General features: G+C 49.7%; 35 protein-coding genes. 26 read left to right on the top strand and 9 right to left on the bottom strand.

Features of this window, described 5'->3' with window-relative positions; genetic code table 11:
* Positions 1–80 precede the first annotated feature (80 nt).
* A complete protein-coding gene (locus VE954_RS22230) occupies positions 81–1,073 on the bottom strand; it encodes a CPBP family intramembrane glutamic endopeptidase (RefSeq protein ID WP_324956887.1) in 993 nt (330 codons plus the stop codon).
* Positions 1,074–2,350: 1,277 nt separating this feature from the next.
* Complete coding sequence (locus tag VE954_RS22225) at positions 2,351–2,623, bottom strand: hypothetical protein (protein WP_324956885.1); 273 nt, start codon at positions 2,621–2,623, stop codon at positions 2,351–2,353.
* A gap of 792 nt (positions 2,624–3,415) precedes the next feature.
* On the opposite strand from VE954_RS22225, the gene VE954_RS22220 reads away from it, so the two are divergent.
* The 3 genes from VE954_RS22220 (at position 3,416) to VE954_RS22210 (ending at position 5,023) form a co-directional block, all read left to right on the top strand.
* On the top strand, positions 3,416–3,730 hold the full coding sequence (locus VE954_RS22220; RefSeq protein WP_324956883.1) for a hypothetical protein: 315 nt from the start codon (positions 3,416–3,418) through the stop codon (positions 3,728–3,730).
* A 2-nt stretch (positions 3,731–3,732) separates the two neighbouring features.
* A complete protein-coding gene (locus VE954_RS22215) occupies positions 3,733–4,137 on the top strand; it encodes a type II toxin-antitoxin system VapC family toxin (protein WP_324956881.1) in 405 nt (134 codons plus the stop codon).
* A 325-nt stretch (positions 4,138–4,462) separates the two neighbouring features.
* A complete protein-coding gene (locus VE954_RS22210; protein WP_324956880.1) occupies positions 4,463–5,023 on the top strand; it encodes a hypothetical protein in 561 nt (186 codons plus the stop codon).
* A gap of 30 nt (positions 5,024–5,053) precedes the next feature.
* Here VE954_RS22210 and VE954_RS22205 read toward each other — a convergent pair whose 3' ends face one another.
* Both VE954_RS22205 and VE954_RS22200 read right to left on the bottom strand, forming a co-directional pair.
* A complete protein-coding gene (locus VE954_RS22205; protein ID WP_324956878.1) occupies positions 5,054–5,521 on the bottom strand; it encodes a hypothetical protein in 468 nt (155 codons plus the stop codon).
* 6 nt (positions 5,522–5,527) lie between these two features.
* Positions 5,528–6,319, bottom strand: coding sequence for a hypothetical protein (locus VE954_RS22200; RefSeq protein ID WP_324956876.1), 792 nt, complete (start codon positions 6,317–6,319; stop codon positions 5,528–5,530).
* 836 nt (positions 6,320–7,155) lie between these two features.
* Here VE954_RS22200 and VE954_RS22195 point away from each other — a divergent pair.
* From VE954_RS22195 to VE954_RS22170, 7 genes are all read left to right on the top strand, one after another.
* Entirely contained in the window at positions 7,156–9,192 is a 2,037-nt protein-coding gene (locus VE954_RS22195; RefSeq protein WP_324956874.1) for a hypothetical protein, read from the top strand.
* On the top strand, positions 9,179–9,469 hold the full coding sequence (locus VE954_RS22190) for a hypothetical protein (RefSeq protein WP_324956872.1): 291 nt from the start codon (positions 9,179–9,181) through the stop codon (positions 9,467–9,469). The genes VE954_RS22195 and VE954_RS22190 overlap by 14 nt, the downstream gene beginning before the upstream one ends.
* Positions 9,466–9,846 carry a hypothetical protein gene (locus VE954_RS22185; RefSeq protein WP_324956870.1) on the top strand — a complete coding sequence of 127 codons (381 nt, stop codon included), beginning with the start codon at positions 9,466–9,468 and terminating at the stop codon, positions 9,844–9,846. The genes VE954_RS22190 and VE954_RS22185 overlap by 4 nt, the downstream gene beginning before the upstream one ends.
* Before the next feature lie 60 nt (positions 9,847–9,906).
* Positions 9,907–10,695: a hypothetical protein gene (locus tag VE954_RS22180; RefSeq protein WP_324956868.1), complete on the top strand. Its 789-nt coding sequence runs from the start codon at positions 9,907–9,909 to the stop codon at positions 10,693–10,695.
* 313 nt (positions 10,696–11,008) lie between these two features.
* Positions 11,009–11,650 carry a hypothetical protein gene (locus tag VE954_RS22175; RefSeq protein ID WP_324956866.1) on the top strand — a complete coding sequence of 214 codons (642 nt, stop codon included), beginning with the start codon at positions 11,009–11,011 and terminating at the stop codon, positions 11,648–11,650.
* A gap of 12 nt (positions 11,651–11,662) precedes the next feature.
* Positions 11,663–11,950 carry a helix-turn-helix domain-containing protein gene (locus VE954_RS44365; RefSeq protein ID WP_414699025.1) on the top strand — a complete coding sequence of 96 codons (288 nt, stop codon included), beginning with the start codon at positions 11,663–11,665 and terminating at the stop codon, positions 11,948–11,950.
* Positions 11,951–12,067: 117 nt separating this feature from the next.
* Entirely contained in the window at positions 12,068–12,259 is a 192-nt protein-coding gene (locus tag VE954_RS22170; RefSeq protein WP_324956864.1) for a hypothetical protein, read from the top strand.
* A 26-nt stretch (positions 12,260–12,285) separates the two neighbouring features.
* Here the strand turns inward: VE954_RS22170 and VE954_RS22165 are convergent, their stop codons facing one another.
* Together VE954_RS22165 and VE954_RS22160 are read right to left on the bottom strand one after the other, a co-directional pair.
* Complete coding sequence (locus VE954_RS22165; protein ID WP_324956863.1) at positions 12,286–12,675, bottom strand: hypothetical protein; 390 nt, start codon at positions 12,673–12,675, stop codon at positions 12,286–12,288.
* A 264-nt stretch (positions 12,676–12,939) separates the two neighbouring features.
* Entirely contained in the window at positions 12,940–13,419 is a 480-nt protein-coding gene (locus VE954_RS22160) for a hypothetical protein (protein ID WP_324956861.1), read from the bottom strand.
* Positions 13,420–14,394: 975 nt separating this feature from the next.
* Here VE954_RS22160 and VE954_RS22155 point away from each other — a divergent pair.
* The 14 genes from VE954_RS22155 (at position 14,395) to VE954_RS22090 (ending at position 20,996) form a co-directional block, all read left to right on the top strand.
* Complete coding sequence (locus VE954_RS22155; protein ID WP_324956859.1) at positions 14,395–14,619, top strand: hypothetical protein; 225 nt, start codon at positions 14,395–14,397, stop codon at positions 14,617–14,619.
* Between the two features lie 2 nt (positions 14,620–14,621).
* Entirely contained in the window at positions 14,622–15,521 is a 900-nt protein-coding gene (locus VE954_RS22150) for a PD-(D/E)XK nuclease-like domain-containing protein (RefSeq protein WP_324956857.1), read from the top strand.
* Positions 15,472–16,212: a phage recombination protein Bet gene (gene bet / locus VE954_RS22145; RefSeq protein WP_324956855.1), complete on the top strand. Its 741-nt coding sequence runs from the start codon at positions 15,472–15,474 to the stop codon at positions 16,210–16,212. The genes VE954_RS22150 and bet overlap by 50 nt, the downstream gene beginning before the upstream one ends.
* A 158-nt stretch (positions 16,213–16,370) precedes the next feature.
* On the top strand, positions 16,371–16,706 hold the full coding sequence (locus VE954_RS22140; RefSeq protein ID WP_324956853.1) for a hypothetical protein: 336 nt from the start codon (positions 16,371–16,373) through the stop codon (positions 16,704–16,706).
* Positions 16,703–17,134 carry a single-stranded DNA-binding protein gene (locus tag VE954_RS22135; protein ID WP_324956851.1) on the top strand — a complete coding sequence of 144 codons (432 nt, stop codon included), beginning with the start codon at positions 16,703–16,705 and terminating at the stop codon, positions 17,132–17,134. Before VE954_RS22140 ends, VE954_RS22135 begins: the two co-directional genes overlap by 4 nt.
* A complete protein-coding gene (locus VE954_RS22130; protein ID WP_324956849.1) occupies positions 17,121–17,597 on the top strand; it encodes a RusA family crossover junction endodeoxyribonuclease in 477 nt (158 codons plus the stop codon). Before VE954_RS22135 ends, VE954_RS22130 begins: the two co-directional genes overlap by 14 nt.
* A 56-nt stretch (positions 17,598–17,653) precedes the next feature.
* On the top strand, positions 17,654–17,911 hold the full coding sequence (locus tag VE954_RS22125; RefSeq protein ID WP_324956847.1) for a hypothetical protein: 258 nt from the start codon (positions 17,654–17,656) through the stop codon (positions 17,909–17,911).
* Positions 17,912–18,217 carry a hypothetical protein gene (locus tag VE954_RS22120; RefSeq protein WP_324956845.1) on the top strand — a complete coding sequence of 102 codons (306 nt, stop codon included), beginning with the start codon at positions 17,912–17,914 and terminating at the stop codon, positions 18,215–18,217.
* A 28-nt stretch (positions 18,218–18,245) separates the two neighbouring features.
* Entirely contained in the window at positions 18,246–18,530 is a 285-nt protein-coding gene (locus VE954_RS22115; RefSeq protein ID WP_324956843.1) for a hypothetical protein, read from the top strand.
* Complete coding sequence (locus tag VE954_RS22110) at positions 18,530–19,027, top strand: glycoside hydrolase family 108 protein (RefSeq protein ID WP_324956841.1); 498 nt, start codon at positions 18,530–18,532, stop codon at positions 19,025–19,027. Before VE954_RS22115 ends, VE954_RS22110 begins: the two co-directional genes overlap by 1 nt.
* 8 nt (positions 19,028–19,035) lie before the next feature.
* Positions 19,036–19,224: a hypothetical protein gene (locus tag VE954_RS22105; protein WP_324956839.1), complete on the top strand. Its 189-nt coding sequence runs from the start codon at positions 19,036–19,038 to the stop codon at positions 19,222–19,224.
* Positions 19,225–19,232: 8 nt separating this feature from the next.
* Complete coding sequence (locus VE954_RS22100) at positions 19,233–19,466, top strand: helix-turn-helix transcriptional regulator (RefSeq protein ID WP_324956837.1); 234 nt, start codon at positions 19,233–19,235, stop codon at positions 19,464–19,466.
* Between the two features lie 144 nt (positions 19,467–19,610).
* Positions 19,611–20,378: a C1 family peptidase gene (locus VE954_RS22095; protein ID WP_324956835.1), complete on the top strand. Its 768-nt coding sequence runs from the start codon at positions 19,611–19,613 to the stop codon at positions 20,376–20,378.
* 12 nt (positions 20,379–20,390) lie between these two features.
* A complete protein-coding gene (locus VE954_RS22090) occupies positions 20,391–20,996 on the top strand; it encodes a hypothetical protein (RefSeq protein ID WP_324956833.1) in 606 nt (201 codons plus the stop codon).
* Positions 20,997–21,269: 273 nt separating this feature from the next.
* On the opposite strand, the gene VE954_RS22085 is transcribed toward VE954_RS22090, so the two are convergent.
* Positions 21,270–22,331: a hypothetical protein gene (locus VE954_RS22085; protein WP_324956831.1), complete on the bottom strand. Its 1,062-nt coding sequence runs from the start codon at positions 22,329–22,331 to the stop codon at positions 21,270–21,272.
* 76 nt (positions 22,332–22,407) lie between these two features.
* On the bottom strand, positions 22,408–22,530 hold the full coding sequence (locus VE954_RS22080) for a hypothetical protein (protein ID WP_324956829.1): 123 nt from the start codon (positions 22,528–22,530) through the stop codon (positions 22,408–22,410).
* 80 nt (positions 22,531–22,610) lie between these two features.
* Here VE954_RS22080 and VE954_RS22075 point away from each other — a divergent pair, with 80 nt between their 5' ends.
* Positions 22,611–23,363 (top strand): IS5 family transposase, encoded by a 753-nt coding sequence (locus tag VE954_RS22075; protein WP_324956826.1) that lies wholly within the window; start codon positions 22,611–22,613, stop codon positions 23,361–23,363.
* 4 nt (positions 23,364–23,367) lie between these two features.
* Here VE954_RS22075 and VE954_RS22070 read toward each other — a convergent pair whose 3' ends face one another.
* Positions 23,368–23,580, bottom strand: a complete 213-nt coding sequence (locus VE954_RS22070; RefSeq protein WP_324956824.1) for a hypothetical protein — start codon at positions 23,578–23,580, stop codon at positions 23,368–23,370.
* Between the two features lie 449 nt (positions 23,581–24,029).
* Between VE954_RS22070 and VE954_RS22065 the strand changes: the two genes are divergently transcribed.
* Positions 24,030–24,383, top strand: a complete 354-nt coding sequence (locus VE954_RS22065) for a hypothetical protein (protein WP_324956822.1) — start codon at positions 24,030–24,032, stop codon at positions 24,381–24,383.
* Positions 24,384–24,405 lie beyond the last annotated feature (22 nt).

Below are 24,405 nucleotides of genomic sequence, written 5' to 3'. Positions count from 1 at the left end.
GTCGTTAATCCAATGCCATTTCAAGCATCAAGGCTTTCAATACTATCTACAACTGTGGGGTTAAGATCCTGTCTTAGGGCTCACCAAATCACAGTGAACGGTGGGAGCCAAAGCGCAGGAGACGGGCGACTTTCATGATCTTTTAAACGCACCATGTAGGCCGATGACAGGACGATAACATCCCACCACGCGTGCACGAAGATACCTTCGCTCAGAGTCCAATCACTTCGCTGCTGTAACCAACCGAGGTAATAACCCATGCCCGCCTGGACCAAAGGCGGTCTATCGGTACCATGTGCAAGAGCAAATACGGCTGACTGTGCTATGTTTGCCCAGAAAGGCGACTGCCACGCTTCCATCGTCAATGGCTGTAAATAGCCTCGAAAAAAGGCCTCTTCGGAAACCCCTGCATTGTAAGAAATAGCGCCGCTGTAAAATGCATCCGAAGAGTTGAAAGGATCACGCTGCACCTTGTCATTCGTCGAATGGATGTGATTTGCGCCCCATGCAGCTGCGATGAGCAAAGGGATCCAGGTGGTTTTTCGCTCCAGATAGGAAAATTTAAAGGGTGCTGCGAGCAGGTCCTTCGGAGTTTCCTCGGTCTTTAGAAACTCATAGCGCCCCAACGGCTTCTGTGTTGTCACAGACGTTCGGAAAGAATGCCACGCGCTCATGAATCCAGCTGACTGATAATATTGCGCGCTTAGGAAAGTCTGTCGCGGAAGCTCGCCATGAGTCATATAATTATTTTTTTGGTCATCTGTCCAGCGGTCGTACTCATGCATATCTTTCTCATCGTTCAATCGCTTCACGCTATCACGAGTCAAAAGAAGCGAGCCCACCCCGATTGAAGAATAGACGACCCCGGACGTCGTATGGCCTTCGAGATATTGGTCAAAGCCGGGAAGGAGAAGAGAAAGCGCCGGTCGCCAATAGACACTCCGCACTTCAGTATTCCCGCTTGCCGGAGTAAACCAGCTTTCTTTGGCAGCGGCATTAGCAGCGACCACAAAGCACAGGACAGAAGACAGCAAAAGCTTGACCCAACGTGAATCTGCAGCCGCGGTTTCCAACTTTTTGATCTCCATTATTGCCCTAGGGCGTTCAGTAAGCGCAAAGCTTCCACAGGGCCTGTAGCAAAAAGCTGGCCCGTCGCAAAAAGTCCTTCCCTTGGATACTTACGGCGACTCTGAAGACAAAGGCTGTAGACTTTTCCGTCGGATATACGGTTGTTGTTCGGAGAATCGCGCTGTTTCACTCGTGCGCAAGGGGATGGAAAAGCGTTTTGATGCGAAGAAAAGCGGCTGGAACTTTCCCGTGTATCGCTAATGGGTTATTTGGCTTGTATGAACCCGCTAAAAACGGCTGGTTGGATGATCAAGAAGCAATGACTTTCAAGATGCGACTCCTCTTTCCAGTAAAAATTTTGTCTTCGAAAACCGGGCTCTGTAGTCATACGACAGGTGCCGCCTGGAACAGACTCCTGGCTTCGAATTCAGAATCAGACTTCGGTCTTCTCATGGAATAAATGAAATGAGGTCGATAGATCGATTTCAACTGGCTGACATTATGCGTTTAATTTAAGTTTAACCAAGTCAAAATGGTTGTGTTTGGTTTGACCTTTATTAATCGCATTCATCGATCTGACGCAGCCTTAAAGATATGGCTAAAAACTAGTTGAGTGGGGGGATTTACCCTGTCCGTCATTTGGCGGACAGGGCTTAACAGGAATAGATGAAACATGTTGATATGACTTATATGTCATAAAATATATGAATGGCCAGTATAGACTGCTTCTGGCTTCGCTTATTCTGATCTGCAAGTGGAAGAGAACTAATCATGATGATCTTGGCTGACAACTGATTCATCGACATAGTTGTCTTTTGGGCTAATAGCAAAGCCTCTAGCGTCTCAAATTGGCCATAAAAAAGTGATTTATTTGGCATGGTTGCCGATTTTTTAAGGGTGAATTTATTGAGTGAGGAATTTACCCCGTCCGTCATTTGGCGGACAGGGCTTAAGAAGTTGAACGAAACATGTCTATATGACTTATATGTTATAAATTATATGAGTGGCCAGTACAGACTGCTTCTGGTTTCAATTATTCTGATCTGCAAGTGGAAGAGAACTAACCATGGTGATCTTGGCTGACAACTAATTCCGACATAGTTTTTTTTTGGGCTTAAAGCCTCTAGCGTCTCAAATTGGCCATAAAAAAGTGAGTTATTTGACATGGTTGCTGATTTTTTAAGGGTAGCTTATTGGCTCCTCCGTCTTTCAGAATCAGGTGACTGGAAAAGCAGGGCCCGCCTCAAGTCGCGTCCCTGCAGGTTCTTCGATGAGCGATCTATTAGGCGACGTTTGCAATGCGGATATCGGGCATGCCGATCACGCCGCTTTTTTCCATGGTCTCTTTAAGTTTAGGATCGCCGACGAAATTCTGCGCTGCATCCACGGATGGAGCAAAGAAACCGACATGGACGAGATTTGGCTTCTTTGCATCTCGGGCCAGGAAAGCCTGCTTAAAACCAGCTACATCGCGAGCTGTCTGATTGGCGTCAAAGCCTTTTTTCCAAGCTCCAAATTCCTTGACTTCGTGTGACACGAATACCATGACTTTCAAGATGCGACTCCTCTTTCCAGTAAAAATTATGTCTTCGAAAACCGGGCTCTGTAGTCATACGACAGGTGCCGCTTAGAGCAGACTCCTGGCTTCGAATTCAGAATCAGACTTCGGTCTTCTCATGGAATAAATGAAATGAGGTCGATAGATCGATTTCAACTGGCTGACATTATGCGTTTAATTTAAGTTTAACCAAGTCAAAATGGTGCAAAATGGTTGTGATTGGTTTGACCTTTATGCATCGCATTTCATCGATTTGACACAGCCTTAAAGATATGGCTAAAAACTAGTTGAGTGGGGGGATTTACCCTGTCCGTCATTTGGCGGACAGGGCTTATCAGGAATAGATGAAACATGTTGATATGACTTATATGTCATAAAATATATGAATGGCCAGTATAGACTGCTTCTGGCTTCGCTTATTCTGATCTGCAAGTGAAAGAGGAACTAACCATGGTGATCTTGGCTAACAACTGATTATCGATATAGTTGTCTTTTGGGCTAATAGCAAAGCCTCTAGCGTCTCAAATTGGCCATAAAATAGTGAGTTATTTGACATGGTTGCTGATTTTCTAAGGGCAGTATTTTGGACGATATTTTCCTCGAGTTGTACGCTGAAATAAGTAACTGAAATTACTGCGAATAATTTCCTTGATCCAAAAACCCTTGCGTTCGCTGAGATTTGGCTGGTTGAATGCCTATTTCGTAACCACTAAACGTAAAATTCCTTTACATTTGTACTTAAGTTATAATACATTTGTGCCGATGTACCTTTGTCAAGGAGGGCAGGCTATGGGATTGAAACGAAAAGAGTGGTCAGTCAGTGAGGCCCGAAGTCAGATGTCTGATTTAATTCTTCAGGCATTCGAGGCACCTCAAATAATCATCGATCGAAAAACCAGGGATGAGAAAGCCGTCGCCGTTATTCCGCTTGCAATGCTCGAGGAATTTGAGAATTTCAAGCGTGAAATGCGAAGTTCCAGTCTCGATGCGCTTTTCAAAGAAATACAGGAATCAGCTGAAGCTGATGGTTACGACGGCGAGACTGAGATACTGCCACCGCGCGGCGCTGCGAAGCCCGTGCTTGAATTCGATAGTGAGGACTGATCGTGGCTTACCTTGTGGATTCCTGCATACTGTCCGGTCTCTTCAAAAGAGGCGAAAGCGGCAGAACTTGCCAGCAGTGGCTCAAAGAGCATCCGGATATTTTCACATCCGTTGTTGTCCTCTATGAGATCGAAAGTGGTCTAAGGAGAGCCGGAATGATGAATGCTCTTGCTGCACTAGACAAATTTATAAAAATTGCGCCTCTCAGAGTCCTTGATGTGACGCGCGAAATCGCGTCGATTGCTGCCGCAAAGCGATCTGAAACCTTGCAAAAGGGTATAACCCTTCATGCACAGGACCTGCTTATCGGGGCAACTGCAGCGCATCATAGTCTGAAGATTGTTACTGACAACGTGAAAGATTTCAACTATTGGGGGGAAGTCGTAAATCCCTATTCGCATGTTTAGAAGAAAAGAAGGCGGAAGGAACATGACAAGAAATGCAGAATTCAACACCAGGTACCCTGGCAACCCAGCTGCAAATGATCCCAAACTGGGGTCCATTAGAAGCGCAGATATCTTGCTAAAAATTGTGGCAGGCGTTCATGTCTTTCTACCAAAGTCATAGCGAATGATAAGCAGGGATTTGACTGAATTTATAAAAACAAGGATCCAGAAGTGGACCTCGCAGCAACGCGAAAATACCCTTCTGGTTCTTGCCGCAAAGTCACGCCTTGGCTATAGCACGGTGAGAAGGCTTGCGGCAGGTGGTGAACCTGAATTCCAATCCTTCATGCAGCTGGCCTCTGTTCTCCTTACTCCTGAGGAAACAGTACAGGCCGTCGAGCAATACTTTCCGGATGCACGGAGGAGCATTGATCGACCTTTCCAATTCATGCAGTCAACAAAGGGCGATCCCATATACAACAAGGATTGTCTTCTCATTATAGCCCTATGTTGTCCAAATAATGGTATTGAAGTTTCAGAACTGGAACGAATTGTTGGCCTGAAGTCCATGTCCAGCGTGAATTTTCTCCTGGACTCGGAAATCCTGGTTCTTGATAGCGGCAGACTCAAACTTTCGTCTGATTACATTTTCGATACCAGACCTGATAATATTCTTAAGTGGATGGGTTACATCATTGACCTGTTCGACCGCGGGCGCAAGGATGAAAAAGGAAGTTTCACGACGGTTCGCATATCCGGCCTGAACGAGAAGGGGATTGATCGGTTGCATCAAATCATGGCTCAGGCCGAGCAAGCGATAGATGAAGCTTTAGGAGATAAAGGTTTACAGGGCGATATCAGTATCGGACTCGGGATGATCAGTACGCCGATGAAGCCTAAGATATGAGAAAGCCCGCCGAGTGCGGGCTTTAAATTTTTATGGCTGGATGTTGAGATTTTGCAAGGTTTCAGCATCAAGTGAGGAGATGGGCAAAGTCTCAACTTTTGGCTTCAATTCAGGCTGAATGTCCTTCGGCACCACTGGCAAAACCCCTGGCATTGTCGACATCATCGAGCGGGCAATGGATAATGAAAGAGTTGTTTGAATACGCTCCTCAGAGCTTTCTGAAGTAAACATCACCTCTTCACCAGAGGGGAGGATTTTGGCAGCAATGCTCTTTGGCATTATTTTGTCTTTATTGCTACGAAGATAAATTTTATTCTCCCCTGGTCGAGTCAGGCGGATCAATTCGTCATTCCGCATGGATAATTGGAGAGTTTCCATTTGCTGCTGGTCGAGTGTTACAGTCCCAATTCCCCCGCCAGTAGTGGATCCGGATATTAGGGCGGAGGGGTTTAGTGCGCAGAAAAGAGTGAGCAATGCTGAAATGGAATTGTTTTTCATGGCGTATTAATCCGCTTCGATATGGTTGTCAATCTGCTCTGCGAGTCCCTGATCCGGCAAACTCGTAGCCAATATGCAGCCAGAAATTACTGGAATTCCAGTGGGGCTGCCGTGCTGCCTGTTGATTTCATGACTCTCAGCCTGGTATCGACGAATCAGTTTTATATGTCTATCGTATCCCTTAAGATCCAATCGATAGACTGAACTGAAAGCCTCGCCTCTGCGGTATTTATTATCCGTGGAGTCCAGAGCCACAAGCTTCATTTTTAGTTTTTTTATGCTCCGATTTCCGCTCGTGGACCAATCGGAGATGGACAATCGACCATTTCGGTCGTGTAGGACTCCCTGCTCCCGCAAATCTTCGAGCTCACGTGCGCGATGGCTGAGCCATTGCAGAATTTCTGCCTCGGTCATGCCTTCGTCGGACGCCAGACACATATACAGTTCTGCGAATTTTTCTTCGAGCGGCATGGGCGATGACTTGGCTTTAAGGTTTCGTTTTGCTGTCTCCACTTCTGATTTATGGGTAGGTTCACCTTGGGCAAATTCTATCAGAAACTCGGACCGTTTATGCTCTCCAAGAAGATTGCCGACCACTATCACCAGCGTACGAAACTTTGCAAAGCCCTTTTCGATGTTTCTAAGCGTGTTCTCTGCTACGCCGCATTTTTCGGATAAACTCCTCCAGGTGTGCGTGTCCAGATGTTCTTGCAGTATCTTCCAGACAAATTCAGCTGCTGTCATTGGAACTCCGGATAGTGTCGCCGGAATAATACGAGCTACAGCATTTTCGAGCAAGGACATCATTCCAATGCCATCGTGGCAACAAATTGATGTTGCTTCACACAGCTCAGATCGAGCGGTAAAAAGAAATATCAAGGTGTTATCGAATGGGAGACATCAATTTAATGTCAATATGCCGCGGAAACAGATGGAGCAGGCGATGAAAATAGAATAATTTTTCCGATAAGTTAGCCGTCGCGAACCCGTTGACAAGCTCAAAGTGTGCGGGTAGATATAAGGAACCCCGGGATATCGCTCTTGCTTGGCCGCTGATCGATAGTCCCAGGGTGAAAAACGAATCCGGGACTGATCTGTCCCGAACCGGTCTTGCTATGTTCGTGATGCCTACAGTATCCAACTTGCTTGTGCCGGTCAACCATCAACGACCCGAAAGAACTGATTTTATTCGTAAGTATTTTCGAAAAGATCAGTATTGGAGATCTGCATGAGCATGCTTCTGCCTCTTGCCTTTCAGAATTCCGCCACAATTAATATTCAAAGTCACTCGCAGTAACTTTCAGAGCAACACGGTATTTGAATCTCCCGATCGTAAACGTCATCCATGATGGATAGCGATGCGTTTCCTATTGCCTTCACAATTTTCTGAACTCCATGGGTTTAACATTCGCTGAGCCTTGATACCCGGGGCATGGCTGGAGCATATTTGCGTGAGTGCTGCGTTTGAACTTGACCAGGATGGGTCTGAAACTGAGCGGACGAGATTCCGTTATTTTGAAATCGCCTCTGACAAAACACGCTGGGCACCGGAGAGCCGGATACTTCCAGCTGCCCGTATCCGGGTGCTGCCCATTTGCCGGATAAGAGAGCATCTTCTTATCAGGAACAATTGGGTGCCTGTGCTTAATGAGCTGGTGACAGCAAGGTTAAGCCGCTGTGAACTTTCCGTGCTGCTGACGATTCTTTTTTTGCGGCCAAAGCAGCATCCAAGCCAGAGGGAGTTGCGTGTGCTTTGCGGCATTACCTACAACGATCTCTGCGAAGCTCTGGATGCGCTGGTCAGGCGACACATTCTTTTTTATGACGTCTGGCACCATGGCGAGCACGATGAAAAGAGGATCTGGCATATCGCGAGTCCTTTCTTCTGGAAAATTGAAGGCTGGCGAAATGCACACTACGACAGGCGATCGGTTGATCCTCAGTCGCGCAGTATCGTGTATCTACAGACGGCTCCCGAGGATCGCATCGATGAGTATGGCGCTGCTGCGATTGCCTCCATGCAATACGTCAAGGCTCCGCGTATTCTTGGAACGATCGACCTTACAAATCATGCCAAGCGAATCTGGCTCTACCTTTCGGCCCTGCGTGACACCTGGCACCCGACCGCAAAGCAGATAGCCAGGGCCGTAAGAATATCCAAACCGACCGCTCTCAGCTGCCTTTCGCTGCTCGAATCGTCCGGCATGCTCGTCTCCAAGGACTACAAACATGCAAAGTATAAGGCTCCGCTTGAGCGGACTTATCATACGGTCCACCCGGCATTCTGGACCTTTGATAACGCTTCGCTCTATCCGATTCCGGATTTCTCGATTTTCCAAAGCCGTGAAACCATTGAATATATTGCACAGGGTCAAAAACAGAAACACACAGGGTCAAAAACAGAAACGCACAGGGTCAAAAACAGAAACACACAGGGTCAAAAACAGAAACACACAGGGTCAAAAATAGAAACCGGGGTGGTCCGGGAATACCTTGCCGGCACCGCGTTTCAGGCCGCCACAGGGCCCTGTGATAATATTCCCTGTGAAAAGATTCAAAGTGAGAACCTTCCTGGTGAAGAAGATTCCTTTCGAAAAAAAGGCCTGCGCATTTTCAATGACGCAGGCAATCCATCCCACTTCATCACTCATCTTGTGGCGGATTATATCGAGTATGCTTTCCAATCGAAGACCGGCAAGGTTTACGCGCCCCGCCTGAATCACTGGATCGCGGATCTCACGTTTGAAGCAGCGAGGCGCCTGAATTCAGTTGAACTGGCCTTCGATGAAACGCGGGCATTCTGCCGGTTCATTCGCGATAAATATGCCAATCGGCAATATTCCGCCCGGGAAAGCGTCTTTGCCATGATGGAGGCCGAGTGGAAACTGCAGAAGCCAATGTCAGAGGCGGAAGCCCCTGCAACCAATTTCAGTGCAGGCGGGACGCTTTGCTCTGACGGGACGAAAGGGGAAACCCAAAATCCGGCTGGTGAGCGTGAAATCATTGTGACGCATAGCCTTACTCACGCGGAAATGCCCTTGCAATCGACACATCCTGTAATCCTGCCCGCGGCAGGCAGTGGATCTGAAGCGGAGCACCACGCCCCGGTTTTAGGCTTTGAAGAGCAGCCGGTGGAGCTGCCTCAAACTCTGGAGCGGACGGCTGAGGAAACGATGCCCTCCGATCCCGATCGTCAGCAGTGGCTGGTCGCCCGGGTCTACGCCAAGGCGCGGAAGTCCCAGCGGCAGGATCTCGATAAGCTCTGGGCGAAAAAACCGAAGATCGAAGCCCTTCTGCCGATGATCCGCTTTTTCAGCTCGCTGGAACCTGGGAACCTCAACCTGGTCGAATCCGCCAGGCTGGAACTGGACGCCATGGGCATCCTGCGCAGATCCGATATTCCGCCGCTGCCGTGGCGCGGTTCAGGCGAGCTCCAGGCCGCTTTCCCTCCTGCGTCCCCAAAGCCACCGGTGCCGGCCGCCAATTTCCCTCTGGCCCGGGATCGTCTGAAACGGGCATTGCGACAGCTGAACAGGGAGGCTGACCTTCGCCGTCGGTTCGAAATCGATGACTACTTCATGGCACTCCAGGACGACGGCGAATTTTACGTGGCGATGATCGAAAGATTTGGCGAGGCCCCTGTGGATGAGGTGCTCAATGGCGACCATTGAAAACATGATTGCAGCCGCCGTGAAGTACGTAAATCGACTGAATCAACATTATCAAATCAAGGAAGAGGAATGGCCAATGATGCAAAAGGAGAGCCCTGCGCTCTGGACTGCAATCGAAGAGATCGAGTCGATGAAGCACGATACGGTGGAGGAGGCGCAGAAGCATTGCCGTCGTGCAATTGTGAACTATGAGCGCATGTTTATGCGCCGCGCATCGCAGAGGCCCCGGAGTCCAGCTCCTTCGGGTGCCTGGAATGAGAGGATTGACCGCCAATGACTAAACGTGACAAGGCACCTGATATGAAAGAAGTGTTCCACTATGAGTTCCAGATCCTTCCCTGGAAAGAGCAATATGAACAATTCATTCGCTCTTACATTGGATTTGTCCTCGCCAACCTGAACGGTAACATTTCCGCTGCAATTCGCGTCCTTACAATGAACCGCCCCCATCTATACTGCCAGATCAAACGTTTCGGCCTCGAGCGGGTAAAGATCAAAAAAGCGAACGTGCATGATTTGTCGGAAATCTCGGACGAGGACTTACTGAAAATGTTGAAACCCGACGAGATAAGGGCATTGGGCGATCGGGTGCATAAAATTGTAGAAGGGCTTACAACGAAAACGGCATGCGAGCGTCTGGAAGGTAATCATTAAATGAGCGGATTTGCTAACGACTGTATACGATCGATGTATGACGGCATTGGATGCTCCTGGATGTTCATGGTTGCCGCTTCTGTCACGGCTGGGCAGATATCGGACATTAGTGCAGATGGGATCATAGCGGATCTTCATCATCTTTCAGACGTAAGACTCGTTCCGGCTCTTGCTGATGAATTGATCAATCTTAATATTTTTGAGGCAGAGGATGGCAGGATCGTATTTCCTATATTTCTGTCAGACTGTGAACAGTTTTTTGTTCTTGGGCGACTGGTTGGGATGTGCTTTTTTCAGTCGTTCATTAACTCGATTTTTAGAGAATCACATGGCGAGGATGCGCCGATTTTAACGAAAGACCAATTTGACAATATACTGCGGATTTTCCCGCCTGCCCGAATGAAAAAGCAGTTCGCCGACTACAAGAGAATTATGCGGGAGGAGTCTGCATCGAGTAACGTTATTAGAGTGGCGTTTTCAGAGAGGCAGCAGGAAGCACCTCCAACCGTTATAAGGTCCAAAAAAGACTACTGTGTAATTCTTGCCACTAAAAAACGCCGTGTTGTAATTCATACGTCGGATCTCCTTCCTGTGAAAGACTATAGAGTGGCAGCAAGCTACATACCGCTTTCTCTTGGAGAACCTGATCACAAACTGGATGACACGAAGGCTGTAGGAAATCAAGTTCTTGATTTGATGCTCCACGCCATTCGAAAGACCGGCTTTTTTATCAAAGTGGCCCAAAGATTTGGACACTCCACGGGATGGGGTTGTCCTCCCGATGGTCCCTATGAAATTTCTGAACCAGAGAAAACACAAAATGAAAACACACTTGAACATGACAGCTGAAACTCGGGAGTTGGGTGGCACAGGAGGTGGAGGGAATCCGCCTCTGCCTAAGAAATCGATAAAACCGTTCTCTAAAGAGGGTTTTGAGATATCCAACCGAACAAAATATTTTGATCGCGATTATTATTTTTGCTGAATTCGCCTTGTTTTTAAGTTAAATTCCTCTCTGTCGAAAATGAATTTTATTTTCGATCCCCTCTGGCCGCTGCGGGCGTTGTAGCGGCCGACTTTCTCCCAACCGAGGGAACATGATGACATTCGAGGTAGCGCCGCTCTGCACAGAAACTTACGTCACCAGGGTGAGGGACTTTTTATGAGTCAGCCGGGCCAGCAGGATGCCAGCAGTCAGCCTGATTTTACAGCAGAGGCCAGGCTGCTCGAATACTTCCCATTCGTGCGCCTTTCGCCGCTCGAGTACCTGACGCTTAGGGAACTCCATGGCGATTGGATTTTCAAGAATCTGCTGCTGCGGCTAAAAGATCCCACCAGCATGAGTTCCCTTTGGGCGATCAGCTTCTGCGCGGTGGCCGCCACCTTTCCACGCGAAGAGCTGGAGTCCTCGGACTTTTACGCGAAGGTGACCAGTGTCCCGGCATTCAAGTGTCGACGCGAGCACCTGCGCGCCTTCAAGCAGGTGTTCTTTGGATCCATCTGGAAAAAGGTGAAGGCCGGCAACCTGGACCTCCCTGGCTGGGGCCAGAGCATCGCGCGGCAGGACTATGAACGTTGGCGTGCCCTGCTTGCTGATCGGCAGCTAAAGGTTCTCGAAAAACGAGCAAAGCCTTCGCCGAATTCCGAGAAGTCCTCTTCGAAAAAAGTGAATCGGAGGGATGCGGCACCCGCTCTTGTTGTGATCAGGAACTCAGCTACGCAGCCCAAATCCAAACCGGCGGTGCGGAACGTGTGGAGAAATCCCACACCCTGCGAACCGCTACGGGTGAAAAGGGGGATATGATGGGAGACAGGTATGAGAACGTTGGCGGATCTGATTGTCGAATGGTTCAAAGGAGGTCCGAGGCGGACGGCGTCCAGCCTTTCACGCGCGACAGGTGTTCCGAGAAACACGATATCGGCCATCCTTTCCGGTAACCGGGAGCCAGGCATTGAGGTCGCGGCAAAGCTGGCAAGGGCCTTGCCGCGACATGAAGTGGCAATGATTGTCCTTGATGGACAGCCGGAGATTCAGATTCTTTTTAGGTCTTATCCAGATTCCGTAGCGCCCCAGGCGTTGCAACTGTGTTCTTCAGAGCACTGACCGCAACCAACAATTCATAAAATTTGTCTTTGAATCGAGCAGGAAACGGCCAATTCCATGGCCTGGCTCTTGCTTGTTTAAAACGCGACACCTGTCGTACACACAAGGAGATTGAAAATGGTTCGTAGTATGATCGCTCTCGCATTTGTCCTCGGTGCATCCACTGCTTTCGCAGAGGTCACGATCAAGCCAAAGCTGATTCACAGTCAGCTGACACTTGATGCAAAGAGCGCCGTTGACGACGAAGGCATCGAGGAGGACGTCGATGGCGGCAAAAGATGGGTGCCCGGCAAAAGGTGCCCCCATTGAAAGCCTTAAGGAGAATCAAACAACGGTTAGTAAACTTGCAGAATACGTTTTATCCGATAGTCAACGCGTGTGTAACATGCGTTTCCACCACCATTGTCCATACACGTATTCCATGCCGCCAGAGATCCTTCATAGTTCTGACCTGAACGGCTTAAATCGATGTCACCTTCAGGTGTCACAGAATAATACTGTCCAGTCCAGACATTCATATAGAGCCCAGTATACCCTGGGACCTGCATTATCGAGGTTTGCACTGCTGAATTGCCGATCCATTCACCCAGCTCGGACCACTGTCGGACGCCCTTATAGGACGGTCCTTGATAAATATTGAAGGGCAGGCTTTGAGCCCTTGCAGTCAACTCCAAAGCAACGAGGGGTGCGAAGAACATCAGTCTAAATAAAACAGTGGAAAACATAGTCGTCTCCTGAAAAACGATTAACCGATACTGACTATACAATGGATATATACAACGACTCCTGCAGAATTTAGTAAGGGAAAGATTAATCTCTGTTAAAATTTTCCGAATGCTAGGGCCTGTACTCGTTTTTGTCCGACATAAAGAGGTGCAGCGGTGACGGATTTCCGCTTCAAGGAGCTGAGCCAGACCCGGAATGAGTATTCGCTGTTTTTGGCGATGAAGTTCTAACCTGCCCCTGTTCTGCAAATTTCCTACATAAGCTTAGGATTTATATGGAAATTTACGAGAAAGGAACCGACCTAAAGTGCCTGCTGAGACAATCAAAATGGAATGGACGAGCCAGCATGATAGTATAAGAACCATAACATCCACATGCGCACTCTCACGGGAAGAGATGATAGTGCCATCAAAGCTCTCATAGGCTCTGTGGAAACTCCACAGTGAAGTGGCAACAAATAAGATCACGTAAATTCCTATATGCCAACCGCCAGCTCGGAGCCAAGTGAGCACCTTGCGCGAGGATGAGTCAAAGACCCCCAGTAGAGCAAATGCCAATCCAAATAGTAAATACATTGCGCCTGTATGCAACTCTTGCGCGAACCCAATGCATGACTCATCGAGCGGTTCGCAACCCCAGACAATGGTAGCAAAGTGCTCTGCCAAAAATTCTCCGATTTCCACAATTCCTATACCGACACATAGAAAAGTACCAAGATAAACCAATCGATTCGCCTTCTGCATCTAGATTTCTCCTGGTCTTGAAGCCTGATCTTTTTAGCGGCCAACATGTCAAGGCGTGAGCCAATATTTCAATAGTGAAATTAACATCCTGGGGCTGGATTGTGCAGCACGATGAGAGAGTCTCCAGCCCTATATCCTCGTTGTACTGTTCCAATACGGATACTTTTAATGGGGCCCTTGTCCAAGACGCACGAAGTCTGGAAATACTGCACAAGATGTTCTCCTCCCTATCCGTTGGAAGGCCTGATCCGGGACATCAGAAGACCGCTTCCCGATCCACCACCTGCCCCGGGGCTTCTTCTCGCCCAGGCCGTAAATGGTCGGGACTTCACCATCATGCTTCATGGCGTTTCATTTCTTGAATGAAATGAGTAGCAAACCGACCGGGACTGGGATAGGGAAAAAAAAGATAAACTCCTCATTATTTTGCCGGCAATTAGGCGTTGGATAAACGGATCAATTGAAATTGATCGCTGTCATGGCTGTCGGACACTGCTACGAGGCCTTAGGAGGCTACACGACACTTCATAAAAAACTCCGCGGAGTAGTGCTACATACTCTCTGCATTCCATACCTTCCATTCGGGGCGGCGAGCAATCGTCGCCTTCCTTTTAATCCAGATACCTGATTTTTTGTTCCGCCTGTGAACAAAAAATGTCTGCATCCATGGATTTTCTTTGCTCTGTTTGAAACATCAAATGTATATTGGCCCCGTAGCAAACAGCTCCTCCAAAAGGCTGTTTGCAGAAGGGCTTCCGGCTTTAGGATTGTTGATGCCGGAGGCCCTCATAAAGCTACAAAAGGAGAAAACTTATGCGCACTTTTGAAACGGAAAATCACTATCTCTGGCGAGATTTTTTTGTAGCATTCGCATCCCGGGCTCCTGGCCCGTGGGTGCATTTTTTCTGAGGAAACAATGGAGCACGGATCCCATATCCCTTGCTGCACCCATGTCCTCAGATCGAGGACCACAGGATGCAGGCATTTGAAGTAATAATCCCCGAAATCGATGACATTTCATCTGTCGAAGCTTCATCAGCGCGGCGCGCCGTATTCATTCGCCTGAGCCAATTGGACGAAAGCGCTCTTGAAGAATTTGATGAAATTGAAGTCGTTGTTCGCAATGAACTTGGCATGAAGTCCTTGTTCCGCGTTCGGCCTGAACGATTTTATCGGTTTCGCTGCCAGAAGGTGGGATAGCCATGGAGCTGGGCATTTACCCCGATCTATCCATCGAGCAGTACCACGGATCTGACGGCGTGTCGAAGACCGGCCTTTGCCTGATCGATGAAGCACCTGCCGTTTACCGCTGGGCTCGTGACCATGGCGGCGGCAAGGAAACTAAGTCCCTGCGCCTTGGGACAGCGCTTCATACGGCAATGGAAGGGACATTTTTCGAGATATACGCGATCGGTCCCGATGCTGCGAGGAAGACCATAATCTGGAAGGAATTTGAAGCCGCGCATCAAGGGAAAATCTGCTTGAAACCGGACGAGGCAGAGCCTGTGCTCCAGATGCGGGCTGCGATCCTTCGCCATCGGCCCGGTGCCGACCTGCTCACGCGGCCAGGCAGGTTCGAGGTTTCATACTTCTGGGTGGATCCGGCAACGGGCCTTTTATGCAAGTGCCGGCCCGACTGGATCAGTGCGAATCAACTTACCATAATCGATTTCAAAACTGCGCGTGATGTGAGCCATGCGAAGTTTCAGAAGGCGGCCTACGACCTTCATTATTTTGTGTCAGCCGCCATGTCAATGGAAGGTGTTTTCCAGACAACCGGCATCCTGCCTCAGCGATATATCTTCCTTTGCGTCCAGCCAACTGCGCCCTACCTCGTAGCTGCCTATGAGGCAACGGCTGATGAAATCGCGCTTGGTCGTGAGTTTGTCAGTCGAAACCTCGCCCTCCTTAAACAATGCCTGGAAACCGGCGAATGGCCGGGGCTTCCAGAGGAAATACGGCCGCTCGGACTCCCGCGCTATGCGCCAAAGCCAGGGCATGCACCGGACCCGAACGCGGATTTGATTCACCAGCTCGAACGGGAGTTTTCAGATGTTGCCTGCCAGGAAGGACCAGAGTCTGGACTATTTCACACCGGATAAAATTGACTTTCTGCGCCGACACTATGCGAAGGATGCGACGCCGGAGGAATTCGAACACTTCGTCGAAGTCTGCAGGTCCAGGTCTCTCCGTCCTGATGCCAGACAGATCTATTTTATGAAGGTGGCCGGTCGCGCATCAATTGTTCTGTCCATCGACGCATATCGCCTGATAGCGCAGCGCACGGGCTGCTATGTGGGGATCAACCCTGTTCAGTATGTGCTGGACGGTGAAGGCAGAGCCGTCAGCGCGACAATCACAGTAAAGAAACTGGTCCAGGGGCATATCTGCGAGTTTAGCGGTACGGCTCTCTTCAGCGAGTATTATAAGCCCGGCCGCGATGGAAGGAAGTCCCTTTGGGACTCGATGCCGATGAGCATGCTGGAAAAATGCGCTGAAGCCAAAGCTCTGCGCAAAGCTTTTCCAGAGGAGCTGTCCGGCTATTACACGCGGGACGAGATGGAGGGTGCCGATGAGCAGACTTCCAGGTCAGTTCATGTGGAGCCCGTCGTGCAAACGGCTGATCCCAGGATCAGGGACTGGATTCAGCGCAAGCTCAATGAAGCCTGCGTCCCGGAAACCGAATGGGCTTCCATCCTCGATTCACTGAACGGATATCCCAAAAATGAGCTGCTGGCCGCCCTGAAGAAAATCATCGATGCCCGCAAGGGCGGGGATGGGGACGCTGCATGATCACCACCTTTATCATCCTGATGCTGATGCCATTTCTGATATTCACCGCGGGATTTCTGATCGGATCCCGGATTGCAAAGCTCAAGGCAACACAGGAGCATCACAACTCAAATTCACGGGTATGATTTTAAGAAAAATAAGGAAGCGGAGAATCCTGAATGAGTGATCCAGCAGAAGATGCACCAAAAAAGATGGAGTCACGAGCCGATGCCGCCACTGCCACGGAGCATATCAGCTCCAATACCGACCCGATTATTCTCCGCGATGCCGAGGGGTCTTCAGGTACAGGTTTTATCGATCTCACCACACCCTACGGAATGCGCCTCTGGATTCAAAGATCCGCGGTTGTTGCTGTCCAGGAGGCGGGCAGTGAAAGGTTCATGAAAGCGGCCGTTGAAGGGCCATCGGAGCCCATGGCCATGGTTCATACCACGGTGGGGGAATGGAAAGTGGTTCGGGCAGCGGCAGACCTCGTGAAGGCATTGGAATCATGAGCAGTGTAAATAGGGTCATCCTGCTCGGGAATATTGGAAAGCCGCCCGAGCTGAAGCATGGCCAATCGGGAGTCGCGAGCTGCCGATTCTCACTGGCCACGTCCGACCGGTGGGTCGACCAGGATGGGCAGAAGCACGTGAAGACCGAATGGCACCAAGTCGTTGCCTTCCGAAAGCAGGCTGAGAACGTGGCGAAATACTGCGGCAAGGGCTCGAAGGTTTATGTCGAAGGCCGGCTGACCACGCGCTCCTGGGAGGATCAGCAGGGCCAGAAGCGTTACTCGGCGGACGTGATCGCCGACGTTGTCAAATTTCTGAGCGCGGCGCAGGAGGAAAACCCGGGCCTTGAGCCGCGGACACGCAGCAGCCGACAGCCGGAGGTCCCGGCGCAAATGGGCGATCAGGATTTAGGGAATGTTCCATTTTGAAATCCCCCGCCTGGTGCGAGCAGGCGGGGCAATGACTATCACATCTACTAATTGGCGTATAGAAGTGTTACTGAATTTTACCATACCGATCGAACCACAAGGCAAAAAAGTTCCAAGGATCACCCGAAACGGGAATTTCAAGGATCCCGAAACCAGAGCAGCAATGGAAGCTATTGCTGATGCTGTTCGCCGACAATACCAGGGAGAACCGCTGGATGGCCCACTACGAATTCTAATCACCGCCTGGCGCACACGCCCAAAAGCAAAGCCGAACGCAGTATGGGCTGACACAAAGCCCGATTATGACAACGTGGAAAAGCTGATCGGCGATGCTCTTGAAGGGATACTTTGGGTCAACGATTCCAGAATCGTTGACGGTCGATGCCTGAAAAAATATGCGCCGAAGGACGTACGAGGCTGGATTGAAATCGAGGTCGAGCTGCTGGACCTGCGCGCAGGATAGCAATCAATCGGCCAGGGCAGGCCGCACTTCAGTACACATGGCAAAGGAACTGGGAAATGGATTTGAACCTGGATACCGTCCAAAGCATGGCGGTCGGGGCTTCCGGAGGACTACCCCTGACGCTTTTTCTCCTTCATTCGATGAAGGGGCTTCGGGATAGCTTCGAGACGTTCAAGCAGCGGCTCGAAAACCTGTCCGAGCGTCTTCAAAAGGTGGAGGTTGTTCTGGAAGTGACAAGCCAGAAGGAAATCAAGCTGCTTCAGGAGCGGCTGGATCGAATCGAAACGGCCATATTTAACAAGAGGTCATCGTAAGTGGACACATTTGAGCAAATCGAAAACGAATCGCGTGCGTATTCGAATCTGACAACGGACGAGCTGCAGGAAATGAGCACCGAGGATCTGCAGGCCCGCATTTCACACCTGCTGAATCAGCTCGAGCAGGCCGAGGACAACAAGAAAGCAATCAGTGGCGCCTACGGCAGCCTGATCAAGAAAATCCGCGCAGACATTCGTGCAATCAATCGAGAGGTGCGCGAGCGCCCCGAGCGCGATGGACTCGACCATATGATGATAATTGACAATGTCCAAGCCCTGCCTGGCATCAGTTTGCCTGCATAAGTTTGGTATTTTATAAGGTTCCCGAAAGATGAGTGAACAAGGTACGAAAGAGACGTTGGAAGTGATTGAACTGGTGGCGACCCTGGCCGGTCTTATCTTCAAGGAAATCCGTGGCGATGGCCTTCAGCTAAGCGATGCCGCGATGATTGTGCTGTCGCCGGACTTTCAGACGAAACTGGCCGTGGCCCTGGCTGGCATCACGCTGGTTCGAGAGGAAATCGATGATCTTTCGGTGCCAGAAGGCTTCACGATTGCCAAGCGCCTCCTGACTGTGGCCGAGGACATCGTTGTCAGCACAAGTCGGGCTGCGTGATGGATTTCCAGGCGGCTGTTGAGCTTGTCCTGGAGCTTGAGGGTGGGGGACGCATCGTCTCCCACCCCAAAGACCCCGGCGGGCTGACAAAATATGGAATCTCCTTGCGCGCGCATCCAGAGCTCGGGGCCGACGGGATCAGGAATCTCACGGCGAAAGAGGCGAAGGAAATCTACCTGCGTGAATACTGGAATCCGCTGAAGCTCGACCGCTTCTCACCGCGGCTGGCGCTGCCGCTGTTCGATGCGGCCGTGAATCATGGGATTCAGGCTGCAGGAGAGATCCTGCAAGAGTCTCTTAACCGCCTCGGTGCTGACCTCGAGGTCGATGGTATCCTGGGCGAGAAAACCGTCAAATCGACCAAAAATTATTCCCCAAAGCGTGTCCTGTCAGCCTTCCTGGTCGAGCGCCTGCGCTTTTACCGGAGTCTCAAAACCTATGACACGTTTGGATCTGGCTGGGAAAAGCGTATAATGGATATCGCACTTTCTGCTTGAGGTTGAATATGAATAGCGATTTGAAAACCAAACTCTTTGCGAATGTCCTGCTCAACGCCAATGAACAGCCAGCTGTTTTCAAGCTGCCAGGACGCAGGGCGGTGTCCTTGGGTGGAGCTTTTACCGCTGCTTTTGCAATCCTGTCAGCTGCGGGACTTGTATTTTTCGCGTGGTCGAAAATTAAACCTCTGTTCTGAGGTAAAAAATGGACCTGGGACACTGCCTTAAAAATATCCGCAGGGATCATGGCTATTCGCTTCGCTATGTCGCCAAAAAATCCGGCTATTCTCCAGGATACATTGCGGATATTGAATCCGGCCGCCGCCTGCCAAAGACATTTGTTCTTGACTGCATCCTGGGTGCTCTCTCCGCCCGGGAGAAAAGGCAGGAAGTCTTTTCCTTCTATATTGATGCGGTCAGGATCCTTTGCTGGCAATAGCTTTGCCCCTTTGTTCTGGATCAACAATCCAGCTTTATGTCAACCAAAACATTCATGCAGTATGTTCGCTGTCCAGCGAACAGCAGCTTTCTTCGTCTTAGGCGCGCTCCGAGGTATCCTTCCAAAAGCCCTGATAGGAGGGCTTTGAATAAAGGATACATGATGACTGAGCGAAAAAATTTGGGTTGGTTACCGGACGAGACTGATGAACGTGACCACATCTATAATGCGAAGAAATCTTCGCAGGAATTTCCTGCAGTGGTTGATCACCGAAACCGCTTTTTCCGCGCCTGGGATCAGGGTGATCTCGGCTCATGCACGGCCCACGCGGCCGGCGCAGCCTGCATGTACCTGGACGTCTACGATCGGGACATGCCGGTGGTGGTCCCCTCACGGCTATTCGTGTACTACGCAACCCGAAGCCTCGAGGGTACGAAGAATTCTGATTCGGGTGCCACGCTCCGAAATACCATCAAAGCCATCGCCACCTGGGGATATCCGCCCGAAGACCAATGGCCCTATGAAATCAGGAAATTTTCGATCCGCCCTCCAGAAGAAGCTATTGCTGTCGCAGCAAAGGAAAGGATCAAATCCTATGAAAGGCTGAATCGTGACCTGGATCAATTCCGGGAGGTGATCAGCGAAGGCTATCCGATCATCCTCGGATTTTCGGTCCACTCATCCATCGACGGCCGCAACGTGAAAAAGACAGGATTCATCCCGATTCCCAAGGCCGGGGAGAAGCGCCAGGGTGGTCATGCAGTTCTGGTGGTCGGATACGACGACACGAAAAAGGCTCTGATCATCCGCAACAGCTGGGGTGAGGACTGGGGCGAGGAAGGCTATGGATACCTGCCCTATGCCTTCATTGAAGATCCGAAGCTCTCCGGCGATTTCTGGACCATTCGCTAGGGACATTGGCACATGCTGACGATTCACATTGATGATAGCCATGATCTGAGCGGGCGCTGGAACCTGGAGCTTATCCAGGAAACCCGCTCGCGGGCAGCGTCTGCGCTAACGAAGACGGCGGCGAAGGCCGTGGAGGAAATCAAGGATGACCTGCCGCAGAAGTTCACCATGCGGAAGAACTGGGTCCACAAAGGGATCCGTGGGGATCGTGCGAATCGGACCACACTCGAAACCAGGGTATATTCGGTGGACAATTACATGCTCAAGCAGGAAGAGGGGCAGCTCTACCGACCTGAGGGGCACGTTGCAATCCCTTCGGCCGCGAGGCCCACGGCCAAGGCGCCGATTCCGAGGCATCTGCTTCCAAACAGTCTCCGCGGGCGACCGGATATTTTCAAGTTCGACTTTTCCAGAAACCCGGCTTACAAGCCCTACCCGCTGGTCGGTATCTTTCAGCGGGTGATGCGCGGCAAGCAGTTTAGGGTCATGTATCTATTGAAAGACGAGAAGAATACGAGGCCGCTGTGGAAATTCACACCCCAGGTGGAGTGGGTGATTGATCGGTACTTCGACCAATACTTTGATGATCCCGACAGTCCTTCTATCAAGGATGGCTGATGGTGATTTACGCGTTGAAGTCGATTATATTTATACCTGTGATAGCACCAGCGGGAACCTTGGGCCAGAGGGCAGAAGCACTGGCAAAGCTTGGCGTTAGAACTTTGTTCCCAGTGTGAGTTTTGGAAGAGTGGCGTTGAAATACGCTTCATCTTTATTAGTGGAGTATAGAATGGAAAAAGTTGTCCATTCTATACCAAAATACAGTCGTTTGTCGTCTCCTGAAAAGTGCCATTCCAAAAGCCATCGACTGCCAGTCGAAGACAGGAACCATCACAGTGCTGACGACGAATTTTTTGTTTTTTCCTGAGCGTCAGAGGCTGCTTTGAAGGTTTTCAACGCATCTATAATGTGTGGTCTTACTTCTTGCCTATTGAGCCGAAGCAAATCATCGAAGGTAAATTTTCCAGATGTAATAAGCGTTTGAATGACTCTAAACCCCAAGTAATAGCCGGGTGCAGACGGGGTCTCGTTACCCATTACATTTGATTTGACGCCGAACCAGTTCTTCGTCTGTCGCCTAACATTCGAATCGTCCAGATTTATGTAACGGTCATCCATTACTTTAAGAAATAGATCGGCAAGTTTTGCATCGATCCTAGGTTCCTTGTGAAAATTAATGCTGCTGTATTCTTTATGTCCCATAATAAATTTCATATTCTCGATTTTTGTTACCTCATAAACACCATAGGTCGCCATCCCCTCGGTCCAGAGCCCCCAATAAAGCTTGGCTTCGTCGGAGTTTAACAAGGCTAGGTCGTCACCTCCGGGGAAATTGCTCACTGAATTGTGATAAGCATGAGTTAGCTCATGAGGTATAATAAAGTCAGCATCTTTAAAATCTGCTAAAACGTTACTACCTATCGCGAGGATAACTTTATCCCTTACTCGAAGTGTGCCGCCAGAAGTTAACACGGGGGTGATCACAATTTCTATTGGTCTATCAAATTTGTAACGTCGAAATGCTGCTTTGACCCAGACATCCGCCTTTTCTTTTAGAAATTGGTGCTGTGTAAGGATTTTTTGCTGCTTCTTTTCATACTGATCAAATATTTCCTCTAGACTTTCTATTTTATTCTGTTTCCAGTTCGGATCCATCTTCGAACCGAATGCTATATCGTCATAAAATTCTTGATGGTCAGTATTAAATGGGGACGATTCAAACAATTTCAATCGATCTGCTTTTTCCATCCCCTTCGCTGCGTCCCAAAAACTGACAAATTGCTCAGCATGAGAAACAATCTTGTAGTCATTGACTGGATTTTTTGAATTACTTCCGCTTGTGGTGGTACACGAGATACTCAATAACATGGCCAAATAAACCAATGATTTCATCAAAGACTCCAAAGACTAAATCTAATCTAACTGCCTAATTACCTTCCGAATACCTAAACGTTTTGCGTCCTTTAGGCTAGACGTTTTGCGGGTGCCAGCCAGCATCGTACGTATAATTCTCAAAGACCTCATCACGATGAAATTGCCGGTAAACCATCATGATTCGCATCCCTGGTACGGCTATAAGTAGATTTCTCATAAACCTCCTGAAATCGCTGAGAAAAACGTTCAAATTTGGCCTCATCCTGTTTATGCTTACAAAAATCAGGTGAGGCTCCTATGACAAAGAGTTTCGACAGATATCGAATGCCTGATGAACTTTGGAACCGAATGGAAATGCTACTTCCTGACCGCCCCTGTACATCTCGAAAAGGCGGGCGACCGCGCCTGCAACAGGTCAAACCTGTTGCTGATGCCATTTTTTATAAGATGCGGACGGGATGCCAGTGGAATGCGCTGCCACGAGTATTCGGAGCCAGCAGCACAATTCATGATTACTTCCAGGAGTGGGTTGAGCTGGGCATTTTTGAACGGATGTGGGATCTGTCTTTGACTGAGTATGAAGAGCTGCGGGGCACATCCTGGCAGCATCAATCGCTCGATACAGCGACGTTAAAAGCTCCGCTCGGAGGAAAAAAATTGGCAGGAATCCAACCCACCGGGGCAAGCTTGGCTGCAAACGTTCCGTCCTGGTCGACGGGCGCGGCGTGCCGTTATCCCGCGAAAATAGCGGGTGCGAATATTCATGACGTTCACATCGTTCAAACGACTTTAAAGAAGAGAAAATACCGACGCCAAAGAAATCGGCGTCGCAAGCGAATGCACATGCATTTCGATAAAGGCTACGATTCGGCAGCTGCAAGGACGACTGCAAGGCGCCACGGATATATTCCACATGCTGCCAGAAGGAAAAGACGAGACAGGCGAGGTCGACCTGTCACTAGGCGAGACATATACCGCTGGGTTGTCGAAAGAACTCACGCGTGGGCCAATCGGTTTCGCGGCTACAGATCAGATGGGAGAAAAAGCTAGGCAATTACGAAGCGCTACTGCATCTGAGCTTTGCACCAACAGCGCTTCGCTTTGCAGGGGTTTTCGGATAGGCAATTAGTACTCCAACTGACAGTCCTGCTCCGAGTAAACCTGCTTGACCTTCAACGACATAGTTTTTTTCATTTGAAGAAACTTGTTCCTGGCGGATTGAATTGGAAAATGAATCCATGCAGAGCAGCATCATTGCCAGCTTCATTTGAGCCCTCTCTTAAATGAGACTTCTCTCACCTATTCAGCCTTTGGCCAAGCAGGAAGATTGAAATTGTTTATCGCCAGTTTCGAGACACGCGTCCAATCGATTTCTAACCTTTCGACAATTATGATTCGCATGACTGACTCCCACGAACAGGGACTTCTTATGACAAAAAACCAGTTCGTCAAATACCTGAAAAGTCATGGCTTTCGTCTTGTCAGAAATGGCACTCACGCATATTATTCGGACGGTACCAGCATTGTAACTGTGAGCCACGGGTCAAAGGTCAACCCTGAATGCATTCACCACGCACGCCTCGTAATAAAGCGGCAGGGAAGGCAACGGCAATTTGCCGCCTAAAAGACTGCAATAATCGAAATAGAGTAGTGTCTTGAGCTGTAGGGGCCGCCTGGGCTGCCTCGCGATTCCCATCCTTGGAGATCTCCAACCCTATGAGCATTGCTGTCGATCGTATCCGCGCAGAGGCCCTTGCAAAAATCCAGGACGCCCTTCTTGAGATGGATGCCAAAATGGCAAATCTAACTCAGGATGACCCTGAACCCCATGTTTCGCAGCCACCAGAAACCAGCGCTCGCATGGAAAGAACAGCATTGGCATTGGATGAGATACGGGAGCATGTGCGGCAGGCCTATGGGGAACTAGCAAAAGTATCCGGGCGTCTGATCCATCTCTGGCTTGAAATCCGAACAAAAGCCATCAGAACTAAGAAGACCGCGCCGAGGCCGATGAACGTTCGAGTGCTCAAGCGGCTGGAGAATGAAGAGCGGTCCCTCTGGAAAGTCTGAGGCCCCCTGACGGAAGGCCCCG

This window comes from Oligoflexus sp. (assembly GCF_035638955.1).
In the GTDB taxonomy this organism is placed as follows: Bacteria; Bdellovibrionota_B; Oligoflexia; order Oligoflexales; family Oligoflexaceae; genus Oligoflexus.
The sequence above is the reverse complement of the archived record's forward strand: the minus strand, read 5'-3'. Positions and strand labels throughout refer to the sequence as shown.

Bases quoted from the DNA above. Each gene is read 5' to 3' on its own strand.
- VE954_RS22220 (WP_324956883.1), top strand. From the start codon at position 3,416: ATGGGATTGAAACGAAAAGAGTGGTCAGTCAGTGAGGCCCGAAGTCAG.
- VE954_RS22210 (WP_324956880.1), top strand. From the start codon at position 4,463: ATGCAGCTGGCCTCTGTTCTCCTTACTCCTGAGGAAACAGTACAGGCC.
- VE954_RS22205 (WP_324956878.1), bottom strand. From the start codon at position 5,521: ATGAAAAACAATTCCATTTCAGCATTGCTCACTCTTTTCTGCGCACTA.
- VE954_RS22190 (WP_324956872.1), top strand. From the start codon at position 9,179: ATGGCGACCATTGAAAACATGATTGCAGCCGCCGTGAAGTACGTAAAT.
- VE954_RS22185 (WP_324956870.1), top strand. From the start codon at position 9,466: ATGACTAAACGTGACAAGGCACCTGATATGAAAGAAGTGTTCCACTAT.
- VE954_RS22180 (WP_324956868.1), top strand. From the start codon at position 9,907: ATGTTCATGGTTGCCGCTTCTGTCACGGCTGGGCAGATATCGGACATT.
- VE954_RS22175 (WP_324956866.1), top strand. From the start codon at position 11,009: ATGAGTCAGCCGGGCCAGCAGGATGCCAGCAGTCAGCCTGATTTTACA.
- VE954_RS44365 (WP_414699025.1), top strand. From the start codon at position 11,663: ATGAGAACGTTGGCGGATCTGATTGTCGAATGGTTCAAAGGAGGTCCG.
- VE954_RS22170 (WP_324956864.1), top strand. From the start codon at position 12,068: ATGGTTCGTAGTATGATCGCTCTCGCATTTGTCCTCGGTGCATCCACT.
- VE954_RS22165 (WP_324956863.1), bottom strand. From the start codon at position 12,675: ATGTTTTCCACTGTTTTATTTAGACTGATGTTCTTCGCACCCCTCGTT.
- VE954_RS22160 (WP_324956861.1), bottom strand. From the start codon at position 13,419: ATGCAGAAGGCGAATCGATTGGTTTATCTTGGTACTTTTCTATGTGTC.
- VE954_RS22155 (WP_324956859.1), top strand. From the start codon at position 14,395: ATGCAGGCATTTGAAGTAATAATCCCCGAAATCGATGACATTTCATCT.
- VE954_RS22150 (WP_324956857.1), top strand. From the start codon at position 14,622: ATGGAGCTGGGCATTTACCCCGATCTATCCATCGAGCAGTACCACGGA.
- bet (WP_324956855.1), top strand. From the start codon at position 15,472: ATGTTGCCTGCCAGGAAGGACCAGAGTCTGGACTATTTCACACCGGAT.
- VE954_RS22140 (WP_324956853.1), top strand. From the start codon at position 16,371: ATGAGTGATCCAGCAGAAGATGCACCAAAAAAGATGGAGTCACGAGCC.
- VE954_RS22135 (WP_324956851.1), top strand. From the start codon at position 16,703: ATGAGCAGTGTAAATAGGGTCATCCTGCTCGGGAATATTGGAAAGCCG.
- VE954_RS22130 (WP_324956849.1), top strand. From the start codon at position 17,121: ATGTTCCATTTTGAAATCCCCCGCCTGGTGCGAGCAGGCGGGGCAATG.
- VE954_RS22125 (WP_324956847.1), top strand. From the start codon at position 17,654: ATGGATTTGAACCTGGATACCGTCCAAAGCATGGCGGTCGGGGCTTCC.
- VE954_RS22115 (WP_324956843.1), top strand. From the start codon at position 18,246: ATGAGTGAACAAGGTACGAAAGAGACGTTGGAAGTGATTGAACTGGTG.
- VE954_RS22110 (WP_324956841.1), top strand. From the start codon at position 18,530: ATGGATTTCCAGGCGGCTGTTGAGCTTGTCCTGGAGCTTGAGGGTGGG.
- VE954_RS22105 (WP_324956839.1), top strand. From the start codon at position 19,036: ATGAATAGCGATTTGAAAACCAAACTCTTTGCGAATGTCCTGCTCAAC.
- VE954_RS22100 (WP_324956837.1), top strand. From the start codon at position 19,233: ATGGACCTGGGACACTGCCTTAAAAATATCCGCAGGGATCATGGCTAT.
- VE954_RS22090 (WP_324956833.1), top strand. From the start codon at position 20,391: ATGCTGACGATTCACATTGATGATAGCCATGATCTGAGCGGGCGCTGG.
- VE954_RS22085 (WP_324956831.1), bottom strand. From the start codon at position 22,331: ATGAAATCATTGGTTTATTTGGCCATGTTATTGAGTATCTCGTGTACC.
- VE954_RS22080 (WP_324956829.1), bottom strand. From the start codon at position 22,530: ATGAGAAATCTACTTATAGCCGTACCAGGGATGCGAATCATGATGGTT.
- VE954_RS22075 (WP_324956826.1), top strand. From the start codon at position 22,611: ATGACAAAGAGTTTCGACAGATATCGAATGCCTGATGAACTTTGGAAC.
- VE954_RS22070 (WP_324956824.1), bottom strand. From the start codon at position 23,580: ATGAAGCTGGCAATGATGCTGCTCTGCATGGATTCATTTTCCAATTCA.
- VE954_RS22065 (WP_324956822.1), top strand. From the start codon at position 24,030: ATGAGCATTGCTGTCGATCGTATCCGCGCAGAGGCCCTTGCAAAAATC.